The organism is Paractinoplanes bogorensis, assembly GCF_018829635.1.
Taxonomy (GTDB): Bacteria; Actinomycetota; Actinomycetes; order Mycobacteriales; family Micromonosporaceae; genus Actinoplanes; species Actinoplanes bogorensis.
Genome location: NZ_JAHKKG010000002.1, coordinates 301927 through 319271 on the forward strand (window position 1 = coordinate 301927; position 17345 = coordinate 319271).

At 69.1% G+C, this 17345-nt stretch carries 20 protein-coding genes; 1 reads left to right on the top strand and 19 read right to left on the bottom strand.

The annotated features are described in order from the left end of the window. Positions 1-11 precede the first annotated feature (11 nt). Positions 12-1856: a flagellar hook-length control protein FliK gene (locus tag KOI35_RS06245; protein WP_215785079.1), complete on the top strand. Its 1845-nt coding sequence runs from the start codon at positions 12-14 to the stop codon at positions 1854-1856. A 73-nt stretch (positions 1857-1929) separates the two neighbouring features. Here the strand turns inward: KOI35_RS06245 and KOI35_RS06250 are convergent, their stop codons facing one another. The 19 genes from KOI35_RS06250 to KOI35_RS06340 form a co-directional block, all read right to left on the bottom strand. Beyond that, a complete protein-coding gene (locus KOI35_RS06250) occupies positions 1930-2166 on the bottom strand; it encodes a hypothetical protein (RefSeq protein WP_215785080.1) in 237 nt (78 codons plus the stop codon). Next, a complete protein-coding gene (locus KOI35_RS06255) occupies positions 2163-3848 on the bottom strand; it encodes a hypothetical protein (RefSeq protein ID WP_215785081.1) in 1686 nt (561 codons plus the stop codon). The genes KOI35_RS06250 and KOI35_RS06255 overlap by 4 nt, the downstream gene beginning before the upstream one ends. Beyond that, the gene (flhA, locus tag KOI35_RS06260) at positions 3826-5880 is read right to left on the bottom strand and encodes a flagellar biosynthesis protein FlhA (RefSeq protein ID WP_215785082.1); all 2055 of its coding nucleotides are present in this window, start codon (positions 5878-5880) and stop codon (positions 3826-3828) included. Before flhA ends, KOI35_RS06255 begins: the two co-directional genes overlap by 23 nt. A gap of 70 nt (positions 5881-5950) precedes the next feature. Next, entirely contained in the window at positions 5951-7042 is a 1092-nt protein-coding gene (locus KOI35_RS06265; protein ID WP_215785083.1) for an EscU/YscU/HrcU family type III secretion system export apparatus switch protein, read from the bottom strand. Between the two features lie 15 nt (positions 7043-7057). Next, entirely contained in the window at positions 7058-7822 is a 765-nt protein-coding gene (locus tag KOI35_RS06270) for a flagellar biosynthetic protein FliR (RefSeq protein WP_215785084.1), read from the bottom strand. Then, the gene (gene fliP, locus KOI35_RS06275; protein ID WP_215785085.1) at positions 7819-8676 is read right to left on the bottom strand and encodes a flagellar type III secretion system pore protein FliP; all 858 of its coding nucleotides are present in this window, start codon (positions 8674-8676) and stop codon (positions 7819-7821) included. Before fliP ends, KOI35_RS06270 begins: the two co-directional genes overlap by 4 nt. Beyond that, positions 8673-9113, bottom strand: coding sequence for a flagellar biosynthetic protein FliO (locus tag KOI35_RS06280; protein ID WP_215785086.1), 441 nt, complete (start codon positions 9111-9113; stop codon positions 8673-8675). The genes fliP and KOI35_RS06280 overlap by 4 nt, the downstream gene beginning before the upstream one ends. Positions 9114-9118: 5 nt before the next feature. Then, the gene (gene fliN / locus KOI35_RS06285) at positions 9119-9880 is read right to left on the bottom strand and encodes a flagellar motor switch protein FliN (protein WP_215785087.1); all 762 of its coding nucleotides are present in this window, start codon (positions 9878-9880) and stop codon (positions 9119-9121) included. Next, positions 9877-10827 carry a flagellar motor switch protein FliM gene (locus tag KOI35_RS06290; RefSeq protein WP_215785088.1) on the bottom strand — a complete coding sequence of 317 codons (951 nt, stop codon included), beginning with the start codon at positions 10825-10827 and terminating at the stop codon, positions 9877-9879. Before KOI35_RS06290 ends, fliN begins: the two co-directional genes overlap by 4 nt. 121 nt (positions 10828-10948) lie before the next feature. Further along, positions 10949-11398: a flagellar basal body-associated FliL family protein gene (locus KOI35_RS06295; protein ID WP_246612624.1), complete on the bottom strand. Its 450-nt coding sequence runs from the start codon at positions 11396-11398 to the stop codon at positions 10949-10951. A gap of 13 nt (positions 11399-11411) precedes the next feature. Next, a complete protein-coding gene (locus tag KOI35_RS06300) occupies positions 11412-12419 on the bottom strand; it encodes a flagellar motor protein MotB (protein WP_215785089.1) in 1008 nt (335 codons plus the stop codon). Positions 12420-12423: 4 nt separating this feature from the next. Further along, positions 12424-13215, bottom strand: a complete 792-nt coding sequence (locus KOI35_RS06305) for a flagellar motor protein (RefSeq protein ID WP_215785090.1) — start codon at positions 13213-13215, stop codon at positions 12424-12426. Then, on the bottom strand, positions 13215-13502 hold the full coding sequence (locus KOI35_RS48265) for a flagellar FlbD family protein (protein ID WP_215785091.1): 288 nt from the start codon (positions 13500-13502) through the stop codon (positions 13215-13217). Before KOI35_RS48265 ends, KOI35_RS06305 begins: the two co-directional genes overlap by 1 nt. A gap of 202 nt (positions 13503-13704) precedes the next feature. Continuing rightward, positions 13705-14988 (bottom strand): flagellar hook protein FlgE, encoded by a 1284-nt coding sequence (locus tag KOI35_RS06315; protein WP_215785092.1) that lies wholly within the window; start codon positions 14986-14988, stop codon positions 13705-13707. Positions 14989-15016: 28 nt separating this feature from the next. Next, complete coding sequence (locus tag KOI35_RS06320; protein WP_215785093.1) at positions 15017-15466, bottom strand: flagellar hook assembly protein FlgD; 450 nt, start codon at positions 15464-15466, stop codon at positions 15017-15019. 145 nt (positions 15467-15611) lie between these two features. After that, positions 15612-16100 carry a hypothetical protein gene (locus tag KOI35_RS06325; protein ID WP_215785094.1) on the bottom strand — a complete coding sequence of 163 codons (489 nt, stop codon included), beginning with the start codon at positions 16098-16100 and terminating at the stop codon, positions 15612-15614. Positions 16101-16107: 7 nt separating this feature from the next. Next, positions 16108-16470 (bottom strand): response regulator, encoded by a 363-nt coding sequence (locus tag KOI35_RS06330; RefSeq protein ID WP_215785095.1) that lies wholly within the window; start codon positions 16468-16470, stop codon positions 16108-16110. Further along, entirely contained in the window at positions 16467-16958 is a 492-nt protein-coding gene (locus tag KOI35_RS06335) for a chemotaxis protein CheX (RefSeq protein WP_215785096.1), read from the bottom strand. Before KOI35_RS06335 ends, KOI35_RS06330 begins: the two co-directional genes overlap by 4 nt. Beyond that, complete coding sequence (locus KOI35_RS06340; protein WP_246612625.1) at positions 16955-17341, bottom strand: response regulator; 387 nt, start codon at positions 17339-17341, stop codon at positions 16955-16957. Before KOI35_RS06340 ends, KOI35_RS06335 begins: the two co-directional genes overlap by 4 nt. Positions 17342-17345: the final 4 nt, after the last annotated feature.

Consider the following 17345-nt stretch of genomic DNA (forward strand, 5'->3'; position numbering starts at 1 on the left):
AGGAGGACCGCATGAAGTCGCCGAATTCCGTCGGACAGACGGACCGCACGTCGATCGCCGACCTGCGCCGCCCCGGCGCGAAGCGGGGCGAGGGCGGGGAGGAGTTCGGCTCCGCGCTCGAGGCCGAACTCGACCGGCCCGGCCCGGACGACGCCGCGCGGGCGGACGACAAGCGGGTGGCGGATCGGGCGGCTCAGCAGCGGGCCACCGAGCAGCGGGCCGCGGACCGGGCGGCCGACCGCCAGGCCGACGCGGCCGGGCGCAGCGCCCTGCAGCGGGATGCCGCCGACCGCGCCGACCAGCGCCGGGCCGACCTGGATCGGAGCCGGGCCGACCGATCCGATGCGGACCGCACCCGGGCCGACCGCTCGGAGACCGACCGGGGCCGGGCTGACTCGACTCGCGCCGACCGTTCGGAAGCCGACCGGGCCCGGGCTGACACGGCTCGCACCGACCGTTCGGAAGCCGACCGGGCCCGCGCTGATCGCGCCGAGACCGACCGGACTCGGGCCGACGCCGACCGCCGTGCCGACCAGGCCGGGGACCGTGACCGGGCCGCCCAGAGCGGCCGCGCCGACCAGGCCGACGACACCAAGTCCTCGGCCGATGACCGGGTCGGCTCCGATCAGAAGGGCGACGACGCGACCAAGGGCGGCGACTCGAAGGCGACCGCCACGCCGACGCCGGCCACGCTCGCGCAGATGATCGCGGGTCAAGCGGCTCAGCCCACGCCGACGCCGGGCTCGCCGGAGGCTGCCCAGGCCGCGGGCACGGACGCCGTGTCCCTCGCGGGCGGACCGGCCAAGGCCGCGGTTCCCACCCCGCCGGCCACCGGCCAGTCCGCCACCCCGGACGCGCCGACCGGGACGACTCCGGGTGCTACCGGCACCGGCGCACCCCTCTCGCCCGCGCTGGCCGCACAACTCGCCAAGGCCACGCAGACCGCACAGACCGGCCCGGGCCAGGGCGCCGCTCCGGGCCCAGGCTCCGCCACCGGCGGCCCGGACACCGGCACCGGCACCGACCCGACCGGCACCGCGACCCCGGCCGGCCCGGCCGCGGCGGCCGACGCCGCGGCTGCCCTCACCGCCTCCGGCGACACCCCGGTGGCCGGACCCCGCCCGGCCGGTCTGGCCCCGCCGGCCGACCAGGCAGCGGCCGCCGGATCCACGTCGAACCCGGCCGAAGCCGCATCGCCGGACGCGGCCGCGGCCCAGCCCGGTGCGCTGCCCGATCAGGCCACCCCCGACGCGACCGCCGCCCCCGCGACCGCCAACCCGGTCAACCCGGCGGCGGCCCCCGGCGTGGCCCCGGACGGCACGGCCAACCCGGGCGCGCTCGGCCAGGCCGGTCTCGCCGGCGTCACCGGACCGCAGGCGACCGCACCGGCGGCACCGGCCGCCGCCACCCCGCCGCCACCGGCCTCCTCGCAGCCGTTCCAGACGCCCGCGGCCCAGGTCGCGATGCGGATCGTGCCGCTCAAGCTGGACGCCGACGGCATCCACCGGCTGACCGTGCACCTGCACCCGGTCGACCTCGGCCCGGTGCAGGTGGTGGCCGAGATCCGCAACGGCGACATCAACGTGCAGCTGACCAGCCAGACCGACGCCGGCAACGACGCCCTGCGCAATGCGCTGGACGACCTGCGGCGCGAGCTCAACGACGCCGGTTTCGGCAACACGTCGCTCGACCTGCGGCAGGGCAACGCCCAGCAGGAGCAGGCACGGCAGCAGTTCGGCCCGTCGGGCCTGCCGGGACGCCGGGACGCGGGGAACGGCCCGGTTCCGGCCGAGACGACCGCGCCGACGATCCGCCGCGCCGCCCCGGGCTCGAGCCGCCTGGACACGACCGCCTGACACGTACGGCAAAGGGGGGTGACCGCCTCGGCGGCCACCCCCCCTTTTTATGTACCGGTTTATGTACCGGCGATCAGGCCGGCTTCTCGTCCATCGGAGTTGGTGTCACCGGGGTGCCTTCCGGCTTCCCCTCCGGCCGGCCGTAACCCGCGGTGACGAACCTCAGCCCGGCCAGAAGCAGGGCGGCGAGGGGCACAGCGATCACGAACCGGATCAGTACCTCGGTGACATCGATCTGGTCGAGCACATAGCGATACAGCGCCGGCGCGCTCATCAGGAGCGCGAACAACAGGACCGACGGACGGATCACTGCCGCGCCGATCGGGTGACGCGGCGCGGGGCCGCGGCGACCGGCATGACGTCGGACGCGATCCGCGCGCAGAGCATGGCGGCCCAGGCGTGCGGAGTGGCGGGCTTACCGTCCAGCGAGTGGATCGGCAGCTCGAGGCCGAGCACCGAGGCCGGGTCGGCGGTGAGCTCGACGCCGTGCACCACCAGCGACTCGACCTCGCCGAGGGTGCGCAGGTGGCGTCCCGTGTCGGCGGTCTTGCGGGTGGCGTCCACGATGGCCCAGAGCGCCGTCGCCCCGATCGCGTCGCACATCTCGTTGACCCAGATCGGGTCGGTGCCGCCGACCGGTGCCTCGAGCACGACGACCCAGGGCTCCTCGGCACCGTGCAGCTTCTCGGCCCGGGTCTCGGCCGCCTCCGGGGTGGAGATCAGCCGGGACGAGTGCAGCCCGGTGCCGGCCGTCGACTGCGCGGCCAGCAGCAGGTGGTTCTCGGCCACCCCGATCGCGTCGAGCAGCTGGCGGCCGATCAGGACACCCAGGTTGATGTCACCGGCGAGCACCAGGATCTCGCCCGGGCCGTCGGGGATGCCGGGAGCACTCGGCCGGGCGGCCAGCACGCTCAGCACCCCGGCGTACGTGTCGCTGCCGGTGATCTGCCGGGCCATGGTCTCGGGCATGCCGACCGACATCAGGTTGCGGACGACCGGCTCGTTGTCCGCGGCCGGTTCGGCGATGTGCACCGGGGTGGCCGGGACGGCCGAGACCGGACGGAAGCCGTACGTCTCGACGGGCGCGGGCTCCGGCTCCGGCTCGACCACCGGCTCGTCCTCGACCTCGACGGTGGCCGCCACCAGGCCGCCGATCCGCTCGGCGAGGCTGGGCGCGGGCGAGACCGGAGCGGCCGCAGGCGACACCTGGGCGGCGATCGGAGCGGGCGGCGCCGGAGTCTCAGCAAAAGCGGCCGGAGTCTCAGCAAAAGCGGCTGGAGTCCCCGGGAAGGCGGCCGGCGGCATCGCGGCGGGCGAGATCGGCGCCATCGCGGGCGGCGTGGGCGTACGCGCGATGTTGACCGGTGACTCGCTCGCGGCGGCCGGGCGGAACGGCCGTACGGTCGGCGTGTCCTCCTTCGGCGCGGGCTTGGGACGCGACGTGAGCCGGTCGGCCGCCGGTCCCGCGTCCAAGCCGGCCATCAGCTCGGCGAACGCGGCCCCGGTGTCCCCGAGCGCGGCACTGCGCCCCTCGTCGGCCCCGAACCCGTTCTCGGGCGACGGTGCCGGCGTCGGCCGGGCCGCCGTCCCGAAAATGTTCTCGGGCGTCGGACGAGCCGCCTGCTCGCCCGGCCGGGTCATCCCGAACGACGCCGGCGTCACCGACCGCGGCGAGGACGTGCCGAACGGGCGGTTGGCGCCCCGGCCGGGTTCCTCCATCCGGTCCTGCGACTCGGCCCGCTCGAGCAGCCGTTCCAGGCTGTGCTGGCCGGTGTCGGCCGTCTTCGTGCGCTGTGCCATGTCACTCCTGTCCTCATTCGGGTCCGGAACTTCGACCGACAGCTCGTAATGCTGTTTCGCGAAGAACCCACCGACGCCGCCACTGCGGACCTTGTCGGCGGAGATGATCCGGACACGGGAGCCGTACTCATCGCGCACCTGAGCCAGTAGTGGCTCGATGGCCGGTCCCTCAAGCAGCACCCGCGTAGGCACCGTTCACCACCCCAATCGTCTCGATCTGTGCTGTGGAACCAGAGATTTCGCCGTACGACAGCACCTGCACCCGGCGCGACCCGGCGCGCAGTAGTCGCATCAGTGGCAGCCGCAGCTGTGGCGAGCAGGCCAGCACTGGGGCCAGGCCCTGCTGTTCCGCGGTCTCGGTGAGCCGGGCCGCTTCGCTGACGATCGCCTCGGCACGCATGCCGTCGATCGCCATGAAGGCCCCGGTCTCACTGGGCCGCAGAGATTCGAGCAGTTGCTGCTCGAGCATCGGGTCGAGCGTGATCACCGTGAGCCGGCCGGCGGTCGTGTACTGGGCCGCGATCGCGGGACCCAGCGCCGCACGGGCCGCCTCGACCAGGCTGTCCTGGTCGACGGAGACCTTCGCCTTCAGGGAGAGCGCCTCGAAGATGCGGACGAGGTCGCGGATCGGCACACCCTCGTCGAGGAGCGCCTGCAGCACCTTCTGGATCTGGCCGAGGCTGAGCACGGCCGGGGTCAGTTCCTCGACGACCACCGGGTGGGTGCGCTTGACCGTCTCGGTCAGGGCTCGCACGTCCTCGCGGCCGAGCAGGCGGCTGGCGTTGGTGCGGACCACCTCGGCCAGGTGCGTGATGATCACGCTGGCCCGGTCGACCACCGTCGCGCCGGAGAGTTCGGCCTGATAGTGCAGCTCGGCCGGCACCCACTTGCCGGGGAGGCCGAAGACCGGCTCGATCCCCGCCGAACCGGGCAGGCCCTGGAGCCCGTCGCCGATCGCCAGTACGGTGCCGGGCGGCGCCTGGCCGGTGCCGGCGTCGGTGCCGGAGATGCGGATGGCGTACGAGGAGAGGGGCAGGTCCAGGTCGTCCCGGGTCCGCACCGGCGGCATGATGATGCCGAGCTCCATCGCCATCTTGCGGCGCAGCGCCCGTACGCGGTCGAGCAGGTCTCCACTGCTGGCGTCGACCAGGTCGACCAGGTCGGGTGAGAGCGCCAGCTCCAGCGGGTCGACCCGCATCTCGCCCAGCAACTGCTCGGGCGAGTCGGCCGGTGGCATCTCGGGCGCTTCGGCGGCGGCCGCGGCCGCTGCGGCCTCCTCTTCGGGCACCGGGTCCTTCATCTTCTGCGCGGCGATCAGGATGCCCGCGCCGACCACCAGGAACGGCAGCTTGGGCAGGCCGGGGATCACGCACAGGGCCAGGGCGGCGCCGCCCGCGATGCGCAGCGCGAGCTTGTTCTGGCCGAGCTGGGTGGTGACCGTCGAGCCCATGTCGCCCGAGGTCGCCGAGCGGGTCACGATCAGACCGGTGGCCACCGACAGCAGCAGGGCCGGGATCTGCGAGACCAGGCCGTCGCCGATGCTCAGCAGGCTGTAGTGGTTCATCGCGTCGCCGGCCGCCATGCCCTGCTGGGCCACGCCGATGGCGAATCCGCCGACCAGGTTGATCAGCGTGATGATGACGGCGGCGATGGCGTCGCCCTTGACGAACTTGGAACCACCGTCCATGGCGCCGTAGAACTCGGCCTCGGCCCCGACCTCGGCCCGGCGCTTCTTGGCCTGGTCCTCGTCGATCAGACCGGCGTTGAGGTCGGCGTCGATCGCCATCTGCTTACCGGGCATGGCGTCGAGGGTGAAGCGGGCGCCGACCTCGGCGACACGCTCGGCACCCTTGGTCACCACGACCATCTGGACGATCACCAGGATCAGGAAGATGACCAGGCCGATGACCAGGTTGCCACCGACGACGAAGCTGCCGAACGCGTGGATCACCTTGCCGGCGTCGCCGTCGCGCAGCACCAGGCGGGTCGCGCTGATGTTGAGGGCGAGGCGGAAGAGGGTGGCCACCAGCAGCAGTGCCGGGAAGACCGAGAAGTCGAGCGGTTTCTGGACGAACATGCTGGTCAACATGATCAGCAGAGCCGCGGTGATGTTGAGCGCGATCAGCATGTCCAGCAGGAAGGTCGGCATGGGCACGACCATCATGAGGATGATGCCGACGACCCCGACGGGCACGGCGAGTTTGCTGATGTTGCGGTTCTTCACGACACCTCCCCCACCAGCCGATCTTCCCTCGTAAGAGGTACCTATGTGAGGAAATCTCCTAACTTCTTAGTTAAGAGACCTCTGTGGCGGAATGTGGGTTGCGGTGCAGCCCGGCCGCCGAACCTCGCGCCTTCAGGCTCATCACGAACGCCAGCACCTTGGCCACCGCGCCGAAGAACTCGGCCGGAATCTCGCCGCCCACATCGACGCCGCCGTACAGCGCCCGGGCCAGCGGTTTGTCCTCGACCAGCGGCACCCGGTGCTCACCCGCGAGCTCGCGGATCTTGGTGGCGAGCGGCCCCTGACCCTTGGCCACCACGCGCGGCGCGCCCTTCTGCGGCTCGTAGCGCAACGCCACCGCCACGTGGGTCGGGTTGACCATGACCACGTCGGCGGTCGGCACGTCGGCCATCTGCCGGTTGCGGGCCATCTGCATCTGCCGGGCCCGGATCTGCGCCTTGATCAGCGGGTCACCCTCGGAGTTCTTGTACTCCTGCTTGACCTCTTCCTTGGTCATCCGCAGCTGCTTGTTGGTGCGGCGGCGCACGACGAAGTAGTCGGCCGCGGCCATCACGATGCCGGCCACCGAGGCGGCCCGGATCAGGTTGAGGGCCGCGTCCACCACCGTGCCCAGCAGCGACGCGATCGGCAGCTGACCGGCACTGATCAGGGCCGGGAAGACGTTCTTGGTCGTGGTGTAGAGCACGGCGGCCAGCACGGCCGTCTTGACCAGGGCCTTGGTGCCCTCCCAGAGGGCCTGGGGGCCGAGCATCCGCTTGAGGCCGGGCCACGGGTTGAGCCGGTTGAACTTCGGGATGAACAGCTTGGTGGCGACCCGGATGCCGCCCTGGGCCCCGGCCGCCGCGACGCCGACCGCCATCATCGTCAGGGACAGCGGCAGCACGGCCCACAGCGTGCCCATCATGGCCTGCTTGAGCAGCGCCATCGCCTGCGGCACCTGCGGGTCGGCGATCACGTCGGGGAACTGGGCCACCAGCTCCTCGGCGTGCTTCAGCGCGGCCGCCAGGGTGCGCGGCAGCATCACGCTCGCGGCCAGCATCCCGAACCAGGCGCCGATGTCCTGCGTACGGCCGATCTGGCCCTCGCGCTTGGCCTTCTTGAGTTTCTGGGGTGTGGGTTGTTCTGTCTTCTCGCCGGACATCTCACCCCCCAGGCCTCAGGTGCCGCTTACGTGCAGGACCGCGTTGACGGCCTGCTTCACGATCGAGTCGACCACGCCGGGCAGGGCGGTGACGGCGATACTGGAGACGATCAGGACCAGGAAGATCTTGGCCGGGAAGCCGAGCTGGAACGCGTTGAGCGCGGGGGCGACCCGGTTCAGCAGACCGAACGCGACATCGGTGAGGAACAGGACGGCGATCAGCGGGCCGGCGATCTGGATGGCCGCCACGAACAGGTCGCCCAGCCCCTTGAGCAGCAGCTCGGTGAACGTGCCGGAGTCGAACGTCCAGTTCAGCGGCACGGTCTTGAACGTCTGCAGGAAGCCGCGCAGCACCAGCTGGTGACCGTCGGTCGCGAACAGCAGGGTGACCGCGACGAGGTTGTAGAACCGGCCGAAGATCGAGCTCTGGTTCTGCGACAGCGGGTCGTAACCCATGGCCAGCGTGAAACCGCCGAACACGTCGATCATGTCGCCGGCCGCCTGCAGCGCGGCGAACAGCATCGCGGTGATGAAGCCCAGCCCGGCGCCGACGAAGACCTGGATCAGGATGCTGAAGATGATGTCCGACGTCTGCAGCGACGGCAGCGTGCCCCGCAGGTAGGGGAACATCGGCAGGGTCAGCCCGATCGACAGCAGGGCCTTGACCGTGCCCGGGATGAGCCGCGAGTTGAACGGCGGGCACATCATCATCCACGCGCCGGTGCGGGCCGCGCCGAGCATGAGGGCGAGCAGCTCGGCAGTGGGGACGCTGAGGTTCATTTGTACGAGGCCACCAGCGCCGTGAGGATCAACCCCCACCCGTTGACCAGCACGAACAGTAGAAGCTTGAAGGGTAAAGCAACTGTCACCGGTGGCAGCATCATCATGCCCAGCGACATCAACGACGCCGAGACCACCATGTCGATCAGCAGGAACGGGATGAAGATGACGAAGCCGATGATGAACGCGGCCCGCAGCTCGGACAGGATGAAGGCGGGCACCAGCGTGGTCAGCTCGACGTCGTTGCGGTTGCGCGGCGGCTTCTGACCGGAGAGCTTGATCATCAGCGCCACCTCGTCGTCCCGGGTGGTCTTCCACATGAAGTCGCGCAGGGGCTGCACGCCGTCCTTGAAGGCCTGCGACTGGGTCTTGTCGCCCTTCAGATAGGGCTGCACGCCCTGCTCGTTCATGGCCGACACGGTCGGGCCCATGATGAACAGGCTGATGAAGACGGCCAGGCCGGCCAGCACCTGGTTGGGCGGCATGCTGGTCATGCCGAGCGCGTTGCGGGTGATGCCCAGCACCATGAAGATCTTGGTGAAGCACGTGCACAGGAGCAGCAGGGCCGGTGCCACCGAGAGCACGGTCAGACCCAACATGATGATCATCGACGTGGCCGGGCGGCTGCCGTCCGGGTTGGTGCCGTTGATGTTCACGTTGATGTTGGGGCGGGTGGGCCGGGCCGGCGGGGACGGCGGGGCCGGGGCCCGCTCGGGCAGGGCGACCACGTGGACGACCGGCGCGCGTTCCGGTGCTGACGGCGTACGGGAAGGCTCAGCTTGTGCTGCTCCGGGAAGCAGCACGAAGGCCAGACCGAAGCTCGCCAGCAGAAGGAGGAACGCGCGCTTGATCATCGGTGACTGGTCCGATCTCGCAGGACTTCGAGCGCCATGCGCCAGGTGCGCGGCGAGAGGATCGAACCGTCCAGCCGGCCGGGCGCCGTGGCCGCCGGATGCCGCTTGGGCAGGTCGGGACCGGCCGCCAGCTCGTCGGCGATGTCCTGATCCAGCTCCAGGTGGTCGCGGTGCTCGGCCGGGTGGTGGTCGAACAGCTCGACCTCGGCCTCACCGAGCAGGCTCACCTGCTGATCGGTGACGCCCAGGATCACGGCCCGGTCGGCCACCTTGACCACGGCCACGGCGGCGCCTCGGGACAGCTGCTGACGCTCGAGCACGACCAGCTGCCCGTGCCCGCGCCCGAGCAAGGGACGGCGCACGAGCCGGGCCAGGCCCCACATCATGCCGAGGATGATCGCGAGCGAGAAGCCGATCCGGAGGACGAGCTCGAACAAGGCCGTTACTCCCGCTCGGTGCCGGGAGTGACGATCTCGGTGACCCGGATGCCGAAGTTCTCGTCGACCACGACGACCTCGCCCCGTGCGATCAGGCGACCATTGACCAGCAGGTCGGCCGGACTGCCGGCGGCCCGGTCGAGCTCGACGATCGCCCCCGGGGTGAGCGACAGCAGCTCCCGTACGCTCATCCGGGTGCGGCCCAGCTCGGCCGACACCTCCATCTCGACGTCGTGCAGCATGTCCAGCCCACCGCGGAGCTGGATCGAGGGTCCGGCCGAGTCGCGGCGGGCCACGTTGCCGCCCGCTCCCGGTCCGTCGCTCGGCCACGGGCTCAGCGACAGCGCCAGCACGGCCCGGATCTCGTTGCCCTCGACCAGCGGCACCGCCACCGCGCCGTCCTTGGCGGCCAGCGCGCTCAGCGCCACCTGCGGCTCCATCACCTGGCCGGGATCGAGCACGACCGGCCCGAAGACGCGGGCCGCGGCCTCCAGGGCGGGCCGGACGGCGGCGGTCAGGTCGAGCTCGCCGAGCGGGCTCTCCTTGAGCGCGTCGGCCAGGTCCTGCCCGACCACCACGACCACCTCGCCGGCGGCCGCCCCGCTGAATCTGGCGGTGACCGCCTGACCCTCGATGAGCACGTCGGCCGAGGCGGCGATCGGCTCGGCGACGGCCAGCGGACGGCTGGTGGGCAGGACACCCAGCGCGGCGTCGGCCGCGTTCCGGGCGAGCGCCAGCTGCGGCGCGGTGATGGTGGGCGCGGTCATGGGCGACCAGACTCCTTGGGCGAGGCTTCCTGGGGGGCCGGCACGATGAGACAGGCGAGCCGGGCACCCTGATTACCGGGCACTGCGTGGGCAAAAACGGTCTCGTTGACCTTGACCTCGAGCGGCTGCGTGGTCGGGTGACCCAGCGGGACGACGTCGCCGGGCTGCAGGTCCACGATGTCATCGGTCCGCATCCGGATGGGCTGGAATCGGACGGCGACGTCGAGCGGGGCCGACGAGAGGCCGGCCGTCAGGTTGCGCATCGCCATGTCCTTGGCCGACCGCTCGGCGTCGCTCAGCACCACCGTCTCGGTCTTCGACAGCACCGGCAGGATCGTGTTGAACGGCAGGCAGAACGTGTGCGCGGTCTCCTCGGCCCCGATCTTCATGTCGAACGAGGCGATCACGCAGGCGTCGCCCGGCTGGTGGGCCCGGAGGAACTGCGCGTTGTACTCGATCTCCTTGAGCTTCGGGTGCAGCTCGACCAGCGTCTCGAAGCCGTAGCGCAGCTCGCCCAGCATCCGCTCGAGCAGACCGCGGAGCAAAGGCATCTCGACCTCGGTCAGCGGGCGTTCCGGCTGGGGACCGCCGGGGCCGCCGAGCATGTGATCAATCGCGGTCATCGACGCCGAGGACGAGATCTCCATGAGGGCCGTGCCGGGCAGCGGGTCGAGGCCCACCACGGCGATCACCGTGGGGTTGTTCAGGGCCGCGACGTACTCGTCGTAGTTCAGCTGCTCGATCGAGGCGAGCGTGACGTTGCTGACCGCCCGCAGCCGCGTGGTGAGCAGAGTTCCGCAGCTGCGCGCGTACGTCTCGAAGGCGATCTGCAGCGTGCGGATGTGCTCGCGGGACAGCTTGATCGGCTTGCGGAAGTCGTACGCGGTCGGCCCTGCGCCCTGACCACGGCGGGACAGCCGGCCCGGGGAACGTGCGGCGTTGGTCACGTTGTCCCCATCGGCTCGTTTCCGGATCGGCTGAGCCCGAGCGACCTAACTTGCCCTATTAACGAGGAATGGGCGGGTTCACCGGAGTGAACCCGCCCGTCTCGTTACTCTGACCTGTTGCTTACTGGGTCACGAAGGACGTGTAGTAGACGCCCATGACCATCTTCTTGCCGCTCTCGGTGTAGGCCTTCACGATCTTCGCGGTGAGGTCCGACTTGATCTCCTCGCGGCTCTTCTCGGTGGAGAGCTGCGCCAGGGTCTTGCCGGTGTACTCGTCGATCGCCAGCTCCTGCGCCTCGCTGGTGTCGACGTCCTCGGCGGCGTCGGTGGTCTGCTGCAGCGAGAAGTTGAGCTTCAGGTAGTGGCCGTCAGCCAAGTTGATCGTCAGCGCGTCGTCGAGCGCCTTGACGGTGCCCTTCGTCGGTGCGGCCTCCGCGCTGTCGCCCTTCATCATGAAGAACGCGCCGGCCCCGCCACCGCCGAGCAGTACCACCGCCGCGATCACGATGATCATCAGCATCTTCTTGGACTTCTTCGGCGCCTCGGCCGGGGTGATCTCGTTGGTGCTCATATTCGAGGTCCTCTCAGTCGTGCGTCGTGGTGTCGGTGTTGGAATCGGCCGTCGTACCGGCCCGCTTAGCGGCAGCTTCGGCCTGGGCCGAGGTCTCACCGGAGTGCAACTTTGCGTCTTCGCCGGCCGCCGAGGGCAGCAGTGCCGCCTGGTCGGCCGTGAGGGTGGTCAGTACGACGATGTCGACGCGCCGGTTCATGGTGATCGAGCGCGGGTCCGACGGGTTGATCAGAGGCTTGGTGTCGGAGTTACCGACGGCGGTCATCCGGTTCTTGGCCAGGCCGTGGTCGATCAGGTAACGGACCGTGGTCGAGGCGCGGGCGGCGGAGAGCTCCCAGCCGCTGGGGTAGAAGGTGGTCTTGGCCTTGAGCTGGTTGGTGTTGCCGTCGACCTCGATGTTGTTGGGCAGCTTGACGAGCGACGGGGCGATGGCGTCGAGGATCTTCTTGCCGCCCGGCTGCAGGTCGGCCCGGTTGCCGTCGAAGACGACCTCGTTGGTCACGACGGTGACCACCAGGCCACGCCGGTCGATCGTGAACTTGACCGAACCGAGCAGCTTCTGGGCCGCCAGCGCGTCCGAGATCTTGTTCTCGATCTTCTTGAAGTTCTCGGCCTCCTTGGCGGCCGCCGTGGCGTCCTGCGACGCCTTCTTGCGCTGCTCGGCCGCCATGGCCGCCTTGACCGCGGCCACCTGCTGCGAGGTCAGGCTGGACGTGCCGGACTTGCCGTCACCGGGGTTGGCGCCCGGGTCGATCTTCACGATCTCGGTCGCGTTGCCGGCGCCGTCCATCGGGCCGGTCTGACCCTGGAAGGCGACGCTCTGCGCGCCGAATCCCGAGGACAGACCGGAGGCCAGCTGGGCGAACTTCTTCATGTTGACGTCGCTCATCGAGTACAGAACCACGAAGAGAACGAACAGCAGGGTAAGCATGTCGGCGTACGACACGAGCCAGCGCTCGTGGTTAACGTGCTCCTCGTGCTCCTCATGGCGCTGCTTGCGCTTGCCGCCGCCTGAACTCATCTGCTTACGCTGCCTTCTTCGTGTTCGCGGCCGCCTCGGCCTTCTTCGCCTCGTCCGGCGGGAGCAGGCTGCGGAGCTTCTGGGCCACCAGACGCGGGTTCGAGCCGGCCTGGATGGCGAGGACACCGTCGACGACCAGCTCCATCTCCTCGGCCTCGACCGCGCTGAGGCGGTTGAGGCGAGCGGCGACGGGCAGCCAGATGACGTTGGCGCTGAGCACGCCCCAGAGGGTCGCGACGAACGCGGCCGAGATGGAGTGACCGAGCGACTCGGGCTTGTTCAGGTTCTCGAGCACGTGCACGAGACCCATGACCGTGCCGATGATGCCGATCGTCGGGGCGTAGCCGCCCATGTTCTCGAAGAGCTTGGCGCTCGCCTTGTCGGCCTTCTTCTTGGCCGCGATCTCGGCGTGCAGGATGTCATGCAGCTCGTCCGGGTCGGTGCCGTCGATGGCCAGCTGCAGACCGCGCTTCAGGAACGGGTGCTCCACGGTCTTGACCGCGTCCTCCAGGGCCAGCAGGCCCTCGCGGCGAGCGCGCTCGGCCAGCTTGACGACCTCCTCGACCAGCTTGGTGGGCGGGGTGACCTTGGCCAGGAACGCCTTCTGCAGGGTCTTGCCGGCGCCGGTCGCGTCCTTGAGCACGCCACCGGCCATACCGGCCATGAACGCGCCGCCGAACACCAGCAGCATCGAGGGGATCAGGATGATCGAGGCCGGCGAGCCGCCCTCGAGGATCTGGACGGTGAAGATGATGATGAGGCCAACGACCACACCGACAATCGTTGAGATATCCATCAGCGACCATTCCGGTGCAGCGGGAGCACCTTAGCGTCGGCGTCGTCGTCGGACGACGGGGCGGAGGAGTGGGTGTTGGTGGGCTCGGCCTCGAGGCGACTCGCTTGGGCGATCAGTGAGGCGCGGTAGTGCCGCACTGAATCGATGAACTCGGGCACGGACTCGGCAATGACGTACTTAGTGCCGTCGACCAGCGTGACGACCGTGTCGGGCGTGCAATCGGCACGCTCGATCAGGTCCGGGTTCAGGGCAAACACGGCACCGTTGATGCGGGTTACGAGGATCACGAACGTCCGTCCTTGGTGGTGGTGTGGTCCTAAGCCGGCAGGCCGTCCGTGGGCCTTCGCTATGTGTTTCGGCGTGATGCCGGTTGCCGCTGATAGCCAACCGGTCGCCGTACAGGTGCGAATGATCCGCAAAAAACGGACGGCCGGGACAAGCCGCACGGGCTTGCCCCGGCCGTGGCCGGTCCTGCACGCTCGTTGGCGTCTAGCGCTTCATGCTGACGAGTTCTTGGAGCAGCTCGTCCGAGGTGGTGATGATGCGGGAGTTGGCCTGGAAGCCGCGCTGGGCGATGACCAGGTTGGTGAACTCCTGAGCCAGGTCGACGTTCGACATTTCGAGCGCACCGCTGATCACCTGCCCCAGGCCGGCACTGGTGGGCGTGCCCACCTGGGCCAGACCGGAGTTCACGGTGGCGCGCCACTGCGAGTCTCCGGTCTTCTCGAGGCCGTTGACGTTCTTGAAGGTGGCCAGGGCGACCTGACCGAGCACCTTCTTCTGACCGTTGCTGAACGCGCCGATGATCTGGCCGGTGTCCGACACCGTGTACGAGAGCGAGGCCAGGGTGCCGGCCGCGTTGCCGTTCGAGTCGGAGACCCGGGCCTCGGTGAGGCCGTGGAACATCGTCAGGTCCCCGGCGTCGACGGTGAACGTGTCGCTGATGTTGGGGTCGATCGCGGTCGCCCCCGAGAAATTGAGCGTCGCCCTCGTCGCCGGCGGCGTGGCGACCGGCTTTCCGTCCTTGAACTGGATGGTCGCGGTGATCGGCGTGGCCGGCCCGGCATCACCCGACTTCGTGAGGGTCACCGTCCAGTCCTGGGTGTCAGCGGTGGGATCGGTGGTGGTCCGCGTGAATTTCGCCGAGAGGCTGATCGGGTTGCCCGTCTTGTCGAACGCCTTGAACGGGATCTCGATGGCCGGGATGGTGGTCGGGTCGGTCACGCCCTCGGGCATGTCATTGGTCAGATTGCCCTTCATCTCCACCGTGCTGGTCGCTACCGGCGAGATGCTCTTGCCCAGGGGCATCTTGATGTCGCCCGGCTTGGCGGCCGGGTTCACCACGCCGCTCTCATCGGCGGTCCAGCCCTGCACCGGCTCGCCGGTCGCGGTGGCCAACGTGCCGTTGGCGTCGAAGAAGAACGAGCCGGCCCGGGTGTAGAGCTCCTCGTTGCCGCGGCGGGTCATGAAGAAGCCGTCACCCTGGATCATCATGTCGCCGGCCTTGCCGGTGGTCTCGGCCGAGCCCTGGCTGAAGTTCGAGGTGATGCCGGCGTTGCGGACACCCAGACCGACCTGGCCCGGGTTGGAGCCGGCCTGGCCGTTCTGCGGGGCGCCGGCGGCGGCGGTCATCTGGCTCAGCGTGTCCTGGAACTGGACCGAGCTGGCCTTGTAACCGACGGTGTTGACGTTGGCGATGTTGTTACCGGTGACGTCCATCATCTGCTGGTGGGCGTGCAGGCCACTGATGCCGGAATAGAGCGAGCGCAGCATGGATCGTTCCTTTGCTCGAGGAGAGGGCTTAAGACTTGGGAGCGTCGGTCGCGGTCTGACCCTGCTGCTCGACCTGAGTGACCTTGGATAGCGGCACGTCCACGTTGCCGACCCGGAGCAGGGGCTCGGCGTCGCCGTTGAGCTTGGCCGCCGAGATGGTTCCGGTGAGCCGTACGCCGTCACCGGTCATGTACTCGACGTTCTTGCCGACCAGGGAACTAGCAGTGATCAGCTGCTGCCCCTTCATCATGTTCATGATTCCTTCGAGCTTCTCGACCTGGGTGAACTGCGCCGTCTGGGCCAGGAACTGGGTCGAGTCGGCCGGCTTGCTGGGGTCCTGGTATTTCAGCTGGGCCACCAGCAGCTTCATGAACGTGTCTTTGTCGCCGAGGTCCTTGCCGTCCTTGCCCTTGGAGGCGCCGGCCGCGCCGGCGGCAGCCGCCAGCGGATTGGCACCGGAAACACCGGGAAAGGTCATGGCTTACTCCCGTCCGTCGACAACAGGGCTCGTCCTTTGCTTCGACCGGATCGGCAATTTGCTTAGCCCCGAACTGAACCCGTCCCGCAACCGAGAAAGCGGGCCCGCCAGGGAGGCGGACCCGCTTTCTTGACGTACGCGGAGATCAGGGCGCGAGGGAGAGGCTGAACTTTCCCTTGCCGTAGCGGTTGACCTCGACCAGCAGGTCGACCCGGCGGCCGAGCGCCATCAGGTGGGCCCGGGCGTCGCCGGGCAGCGGGTCACCCGGGTAGATCACCTGGTAGAGCTTGATGTGCGGGCCACCCTCACGGTTGAGCAGGCTGGTCAGCACGTTGCAGAGCTCGAAGACGTTCTCGGCGAGGTTGGGGAACAGCTGCTTCTCGTCGATGCTGTCCTCGGCCGCACCGGCCGGCAGCAGACCCAGCGCGGCGCCGGCGTTGGCGGCCAGGGACAGCGACATCCCGAGCACCGCGTACACCTTCTGCGCGGAGTCGGTGAAGATCGCGACCGTGGAGGTGGGGACCTCATCTGCGCTGAGGGGCTCACCAGGACTGACGGTCACCTCACGGCCGAGCAGGTCCTCGAAGAGGTTGCGAACGGCCAGGGTGCCAGGGAGAACCGAGACGTCGGACATGTCGTAATCATCCCAAAATAGGAGCGAAGACTTCATCGAATCGCTCAGCTGAGAACGGCTTCACGATGAAAAAGAGAGCACCCGCGGCATCCGCCTGGTCCTTCATCTCGGGCGTGCTCTCGGACGTCACGAAACCGAACTTGACGTCGTTGCCGGCCGCACGGAGCTGCCGGAGGCACTCGATGCCGTTCATCTCCGGCATGTTCCAGTCGGACAGCACCAGATCGGGGCTCTCCGAGTTGACCATGTCGAACGCCTCGCGCCCGTTGGCCGCCTCGATCAGCTCGTGATCACCGAAGCCGGCCTGACGCAGGGTGCGGACCACGATCTGCCGCATCACCCGGCTGTCGTCAGCGATGAGAATCTTCATTCCGCGCCCTCCTTGTTGTGGTTGTCTCCACGGCTCTGCCACATGGAGATCGACACCGGCTCGCCGTCCCAGACCCCGTAGACCCCACTGATCCGGGACGTGTTGGGAAAGCGCGCCGTAGCTTCGGGGGCGAGTACCACCTGCGGCAGCGACAGAAGCGCACCCGGCGGCAGCATCGCCTTGACGTTCCCGCCGACGATGTTGGCGAGTTCACCGAGCACGTCGGAGAGGTCCTCCTCGCTCACCTCGTCCGGCTCCATGGCCAGGAACGCGGCGGCGGCCCGGCGGGCGGCCAGCGTGGAGGACGCGTACACGATGTGCCCGGTCCAGGAACCGGTGATGGAGACCGAGGAGTGCACCTCGGACGGCTGGTTCTCGTCGTAGGTCGGGATCAGCGGGTTCACACCCTCGGGATCCAGATACGACTCCCACACCTGCTCCACCATCTCGGCGAGGTCGTTCTCGTTGACCTCGACTTCGACGCTCATGAGTTCGCTCCGGTCGGGACAAGGCCCAGCAGGGCCAGCTTTTCGATCATGGCGCCCTCGGTGAAGGGCTTGATCACGTATTCGTGGGCACCCGCGGCGAGGGCCCGGACGATCTGGCTCTGTTCGCTCTCGGTCGTGACCATGACCAGCGTCATCTCGCGCAGCCGCGGGTCGGAACGGACCGCCGTGACGAACTCGAGCCCGTTCATGTTCGGCATGTTCCAGTCGATGAGGGCCAGCTCGGGCACCTCGGTCATCGAGGTCACCAGGTCGAGCGCCTCCTTGCCGTCGCCCGCCTCGATGGCCTCGAAATTGAGCTTGCTGACGATGCGTTTGAGGATCATCCGCATCGCGCGGGAATCGTCGATCACCATGGCGCGCATGGGT

Bases quoted from the DNA above. Each gene is read 5' to 3' on its own strand.
- KOI35_RS06245 (WP_215785079.1), top strand. From the start codon at position 12: ATGAAGTCGCCGAATTCCGTCGGACAGACGGACCGCACGTCGATCGCC.
- KOI35_RS06265 (WP_215785083.1), bottom strand. From the start codon at position 7,042: ATGTCCGGCGAGAAGACAGAACAACCCACACCCCAGAAACTCAAGAAG.
- KOI35_RS06270 (WP_215785084.1), bottom strand. From the start codon at position 7,822: ATGAACCTCAGCGTCCCCACTGCCGAGCTGCTCGCCCTCATGCTCGGC.
- fliP (WP_215785085.1), bottom strand. From the start codon at position 8,676: ATGATCAAGCGCGCGTTCCTCCTTCTGCTGGCGAGCTTCGGTCTGGCC.
- fliN (WP_215785087.1), bottom strand. From the start codon at position 9,880: ATGACCGCGCCCACCATCACCGCGCCGCAGCTGGCGCTCGCCCGGAAC.
- KOI35_RS06295 (WP_246612624.1), bottom strand. From the start codon at position 11,398: ATGAGCACCAACGAGATCACCCCGGCCGAGGCGCCGAAGAAGTCCAAG.
- KOI35_RS06300 (WP_215785089.1), bottom strand. From the start codon at position 12,419: ATGAGTTCAGGCGGCGGCAAGCGCAAGCAGCGCCATGAGGAGCACGAG.
- KOI35_RS06305 (WP_215785090.1), bottom strand. From the start codon at position 13,215: ATGGATATCTCAACGATTGTCGGTGTGGTCGTTGGCCTCATCATCATC.
- KOI35_RS06315 (WP_215785092.1), bottom strand. From the start codon at position 14,988: ATGCTGCGCTCGCTCTATTCCGGCATCAGTGGCCTGCACGCCCACCAG.
- KOI35_RS06320 (WP_215785093.1), bottom strand. From the start codon at position 15,466: ATGACCTTTCCCGGTGTTTCCGGTGCCAATCCGCTGGCGGCTGCCGCC.
- KOI35_RS06325 (WP_215785094.1), bottom strand. From the start codon at position 16,100: ATGTCCGACGTCTCGGTTCTCCCTGGCACCCTGGCCGTTCGCAACCTC.
- KOI35_RS06330 (WP_215785095.1), bottom strand. From the start codon at position 16,470: ATGAAGATTCTCATCGCTGACGACAGCCGGGTGATGCGGCAGATCGTG.
- KOI35_RS06335 (WP_215785096.1), bottom strand. From the start codon at position 16,958: ATGAGCGTCGAAGTCGAGGTCAACGAGAACGACCTCGCCGAGATGGTG.
- KOI35_RS06340 (WP_246612625.1), bottom strand. From the start codon at position 17,341: ATGCGCGCCATGGTGATCGACGATTCCCGCGCGATGCGGATGATCCTC.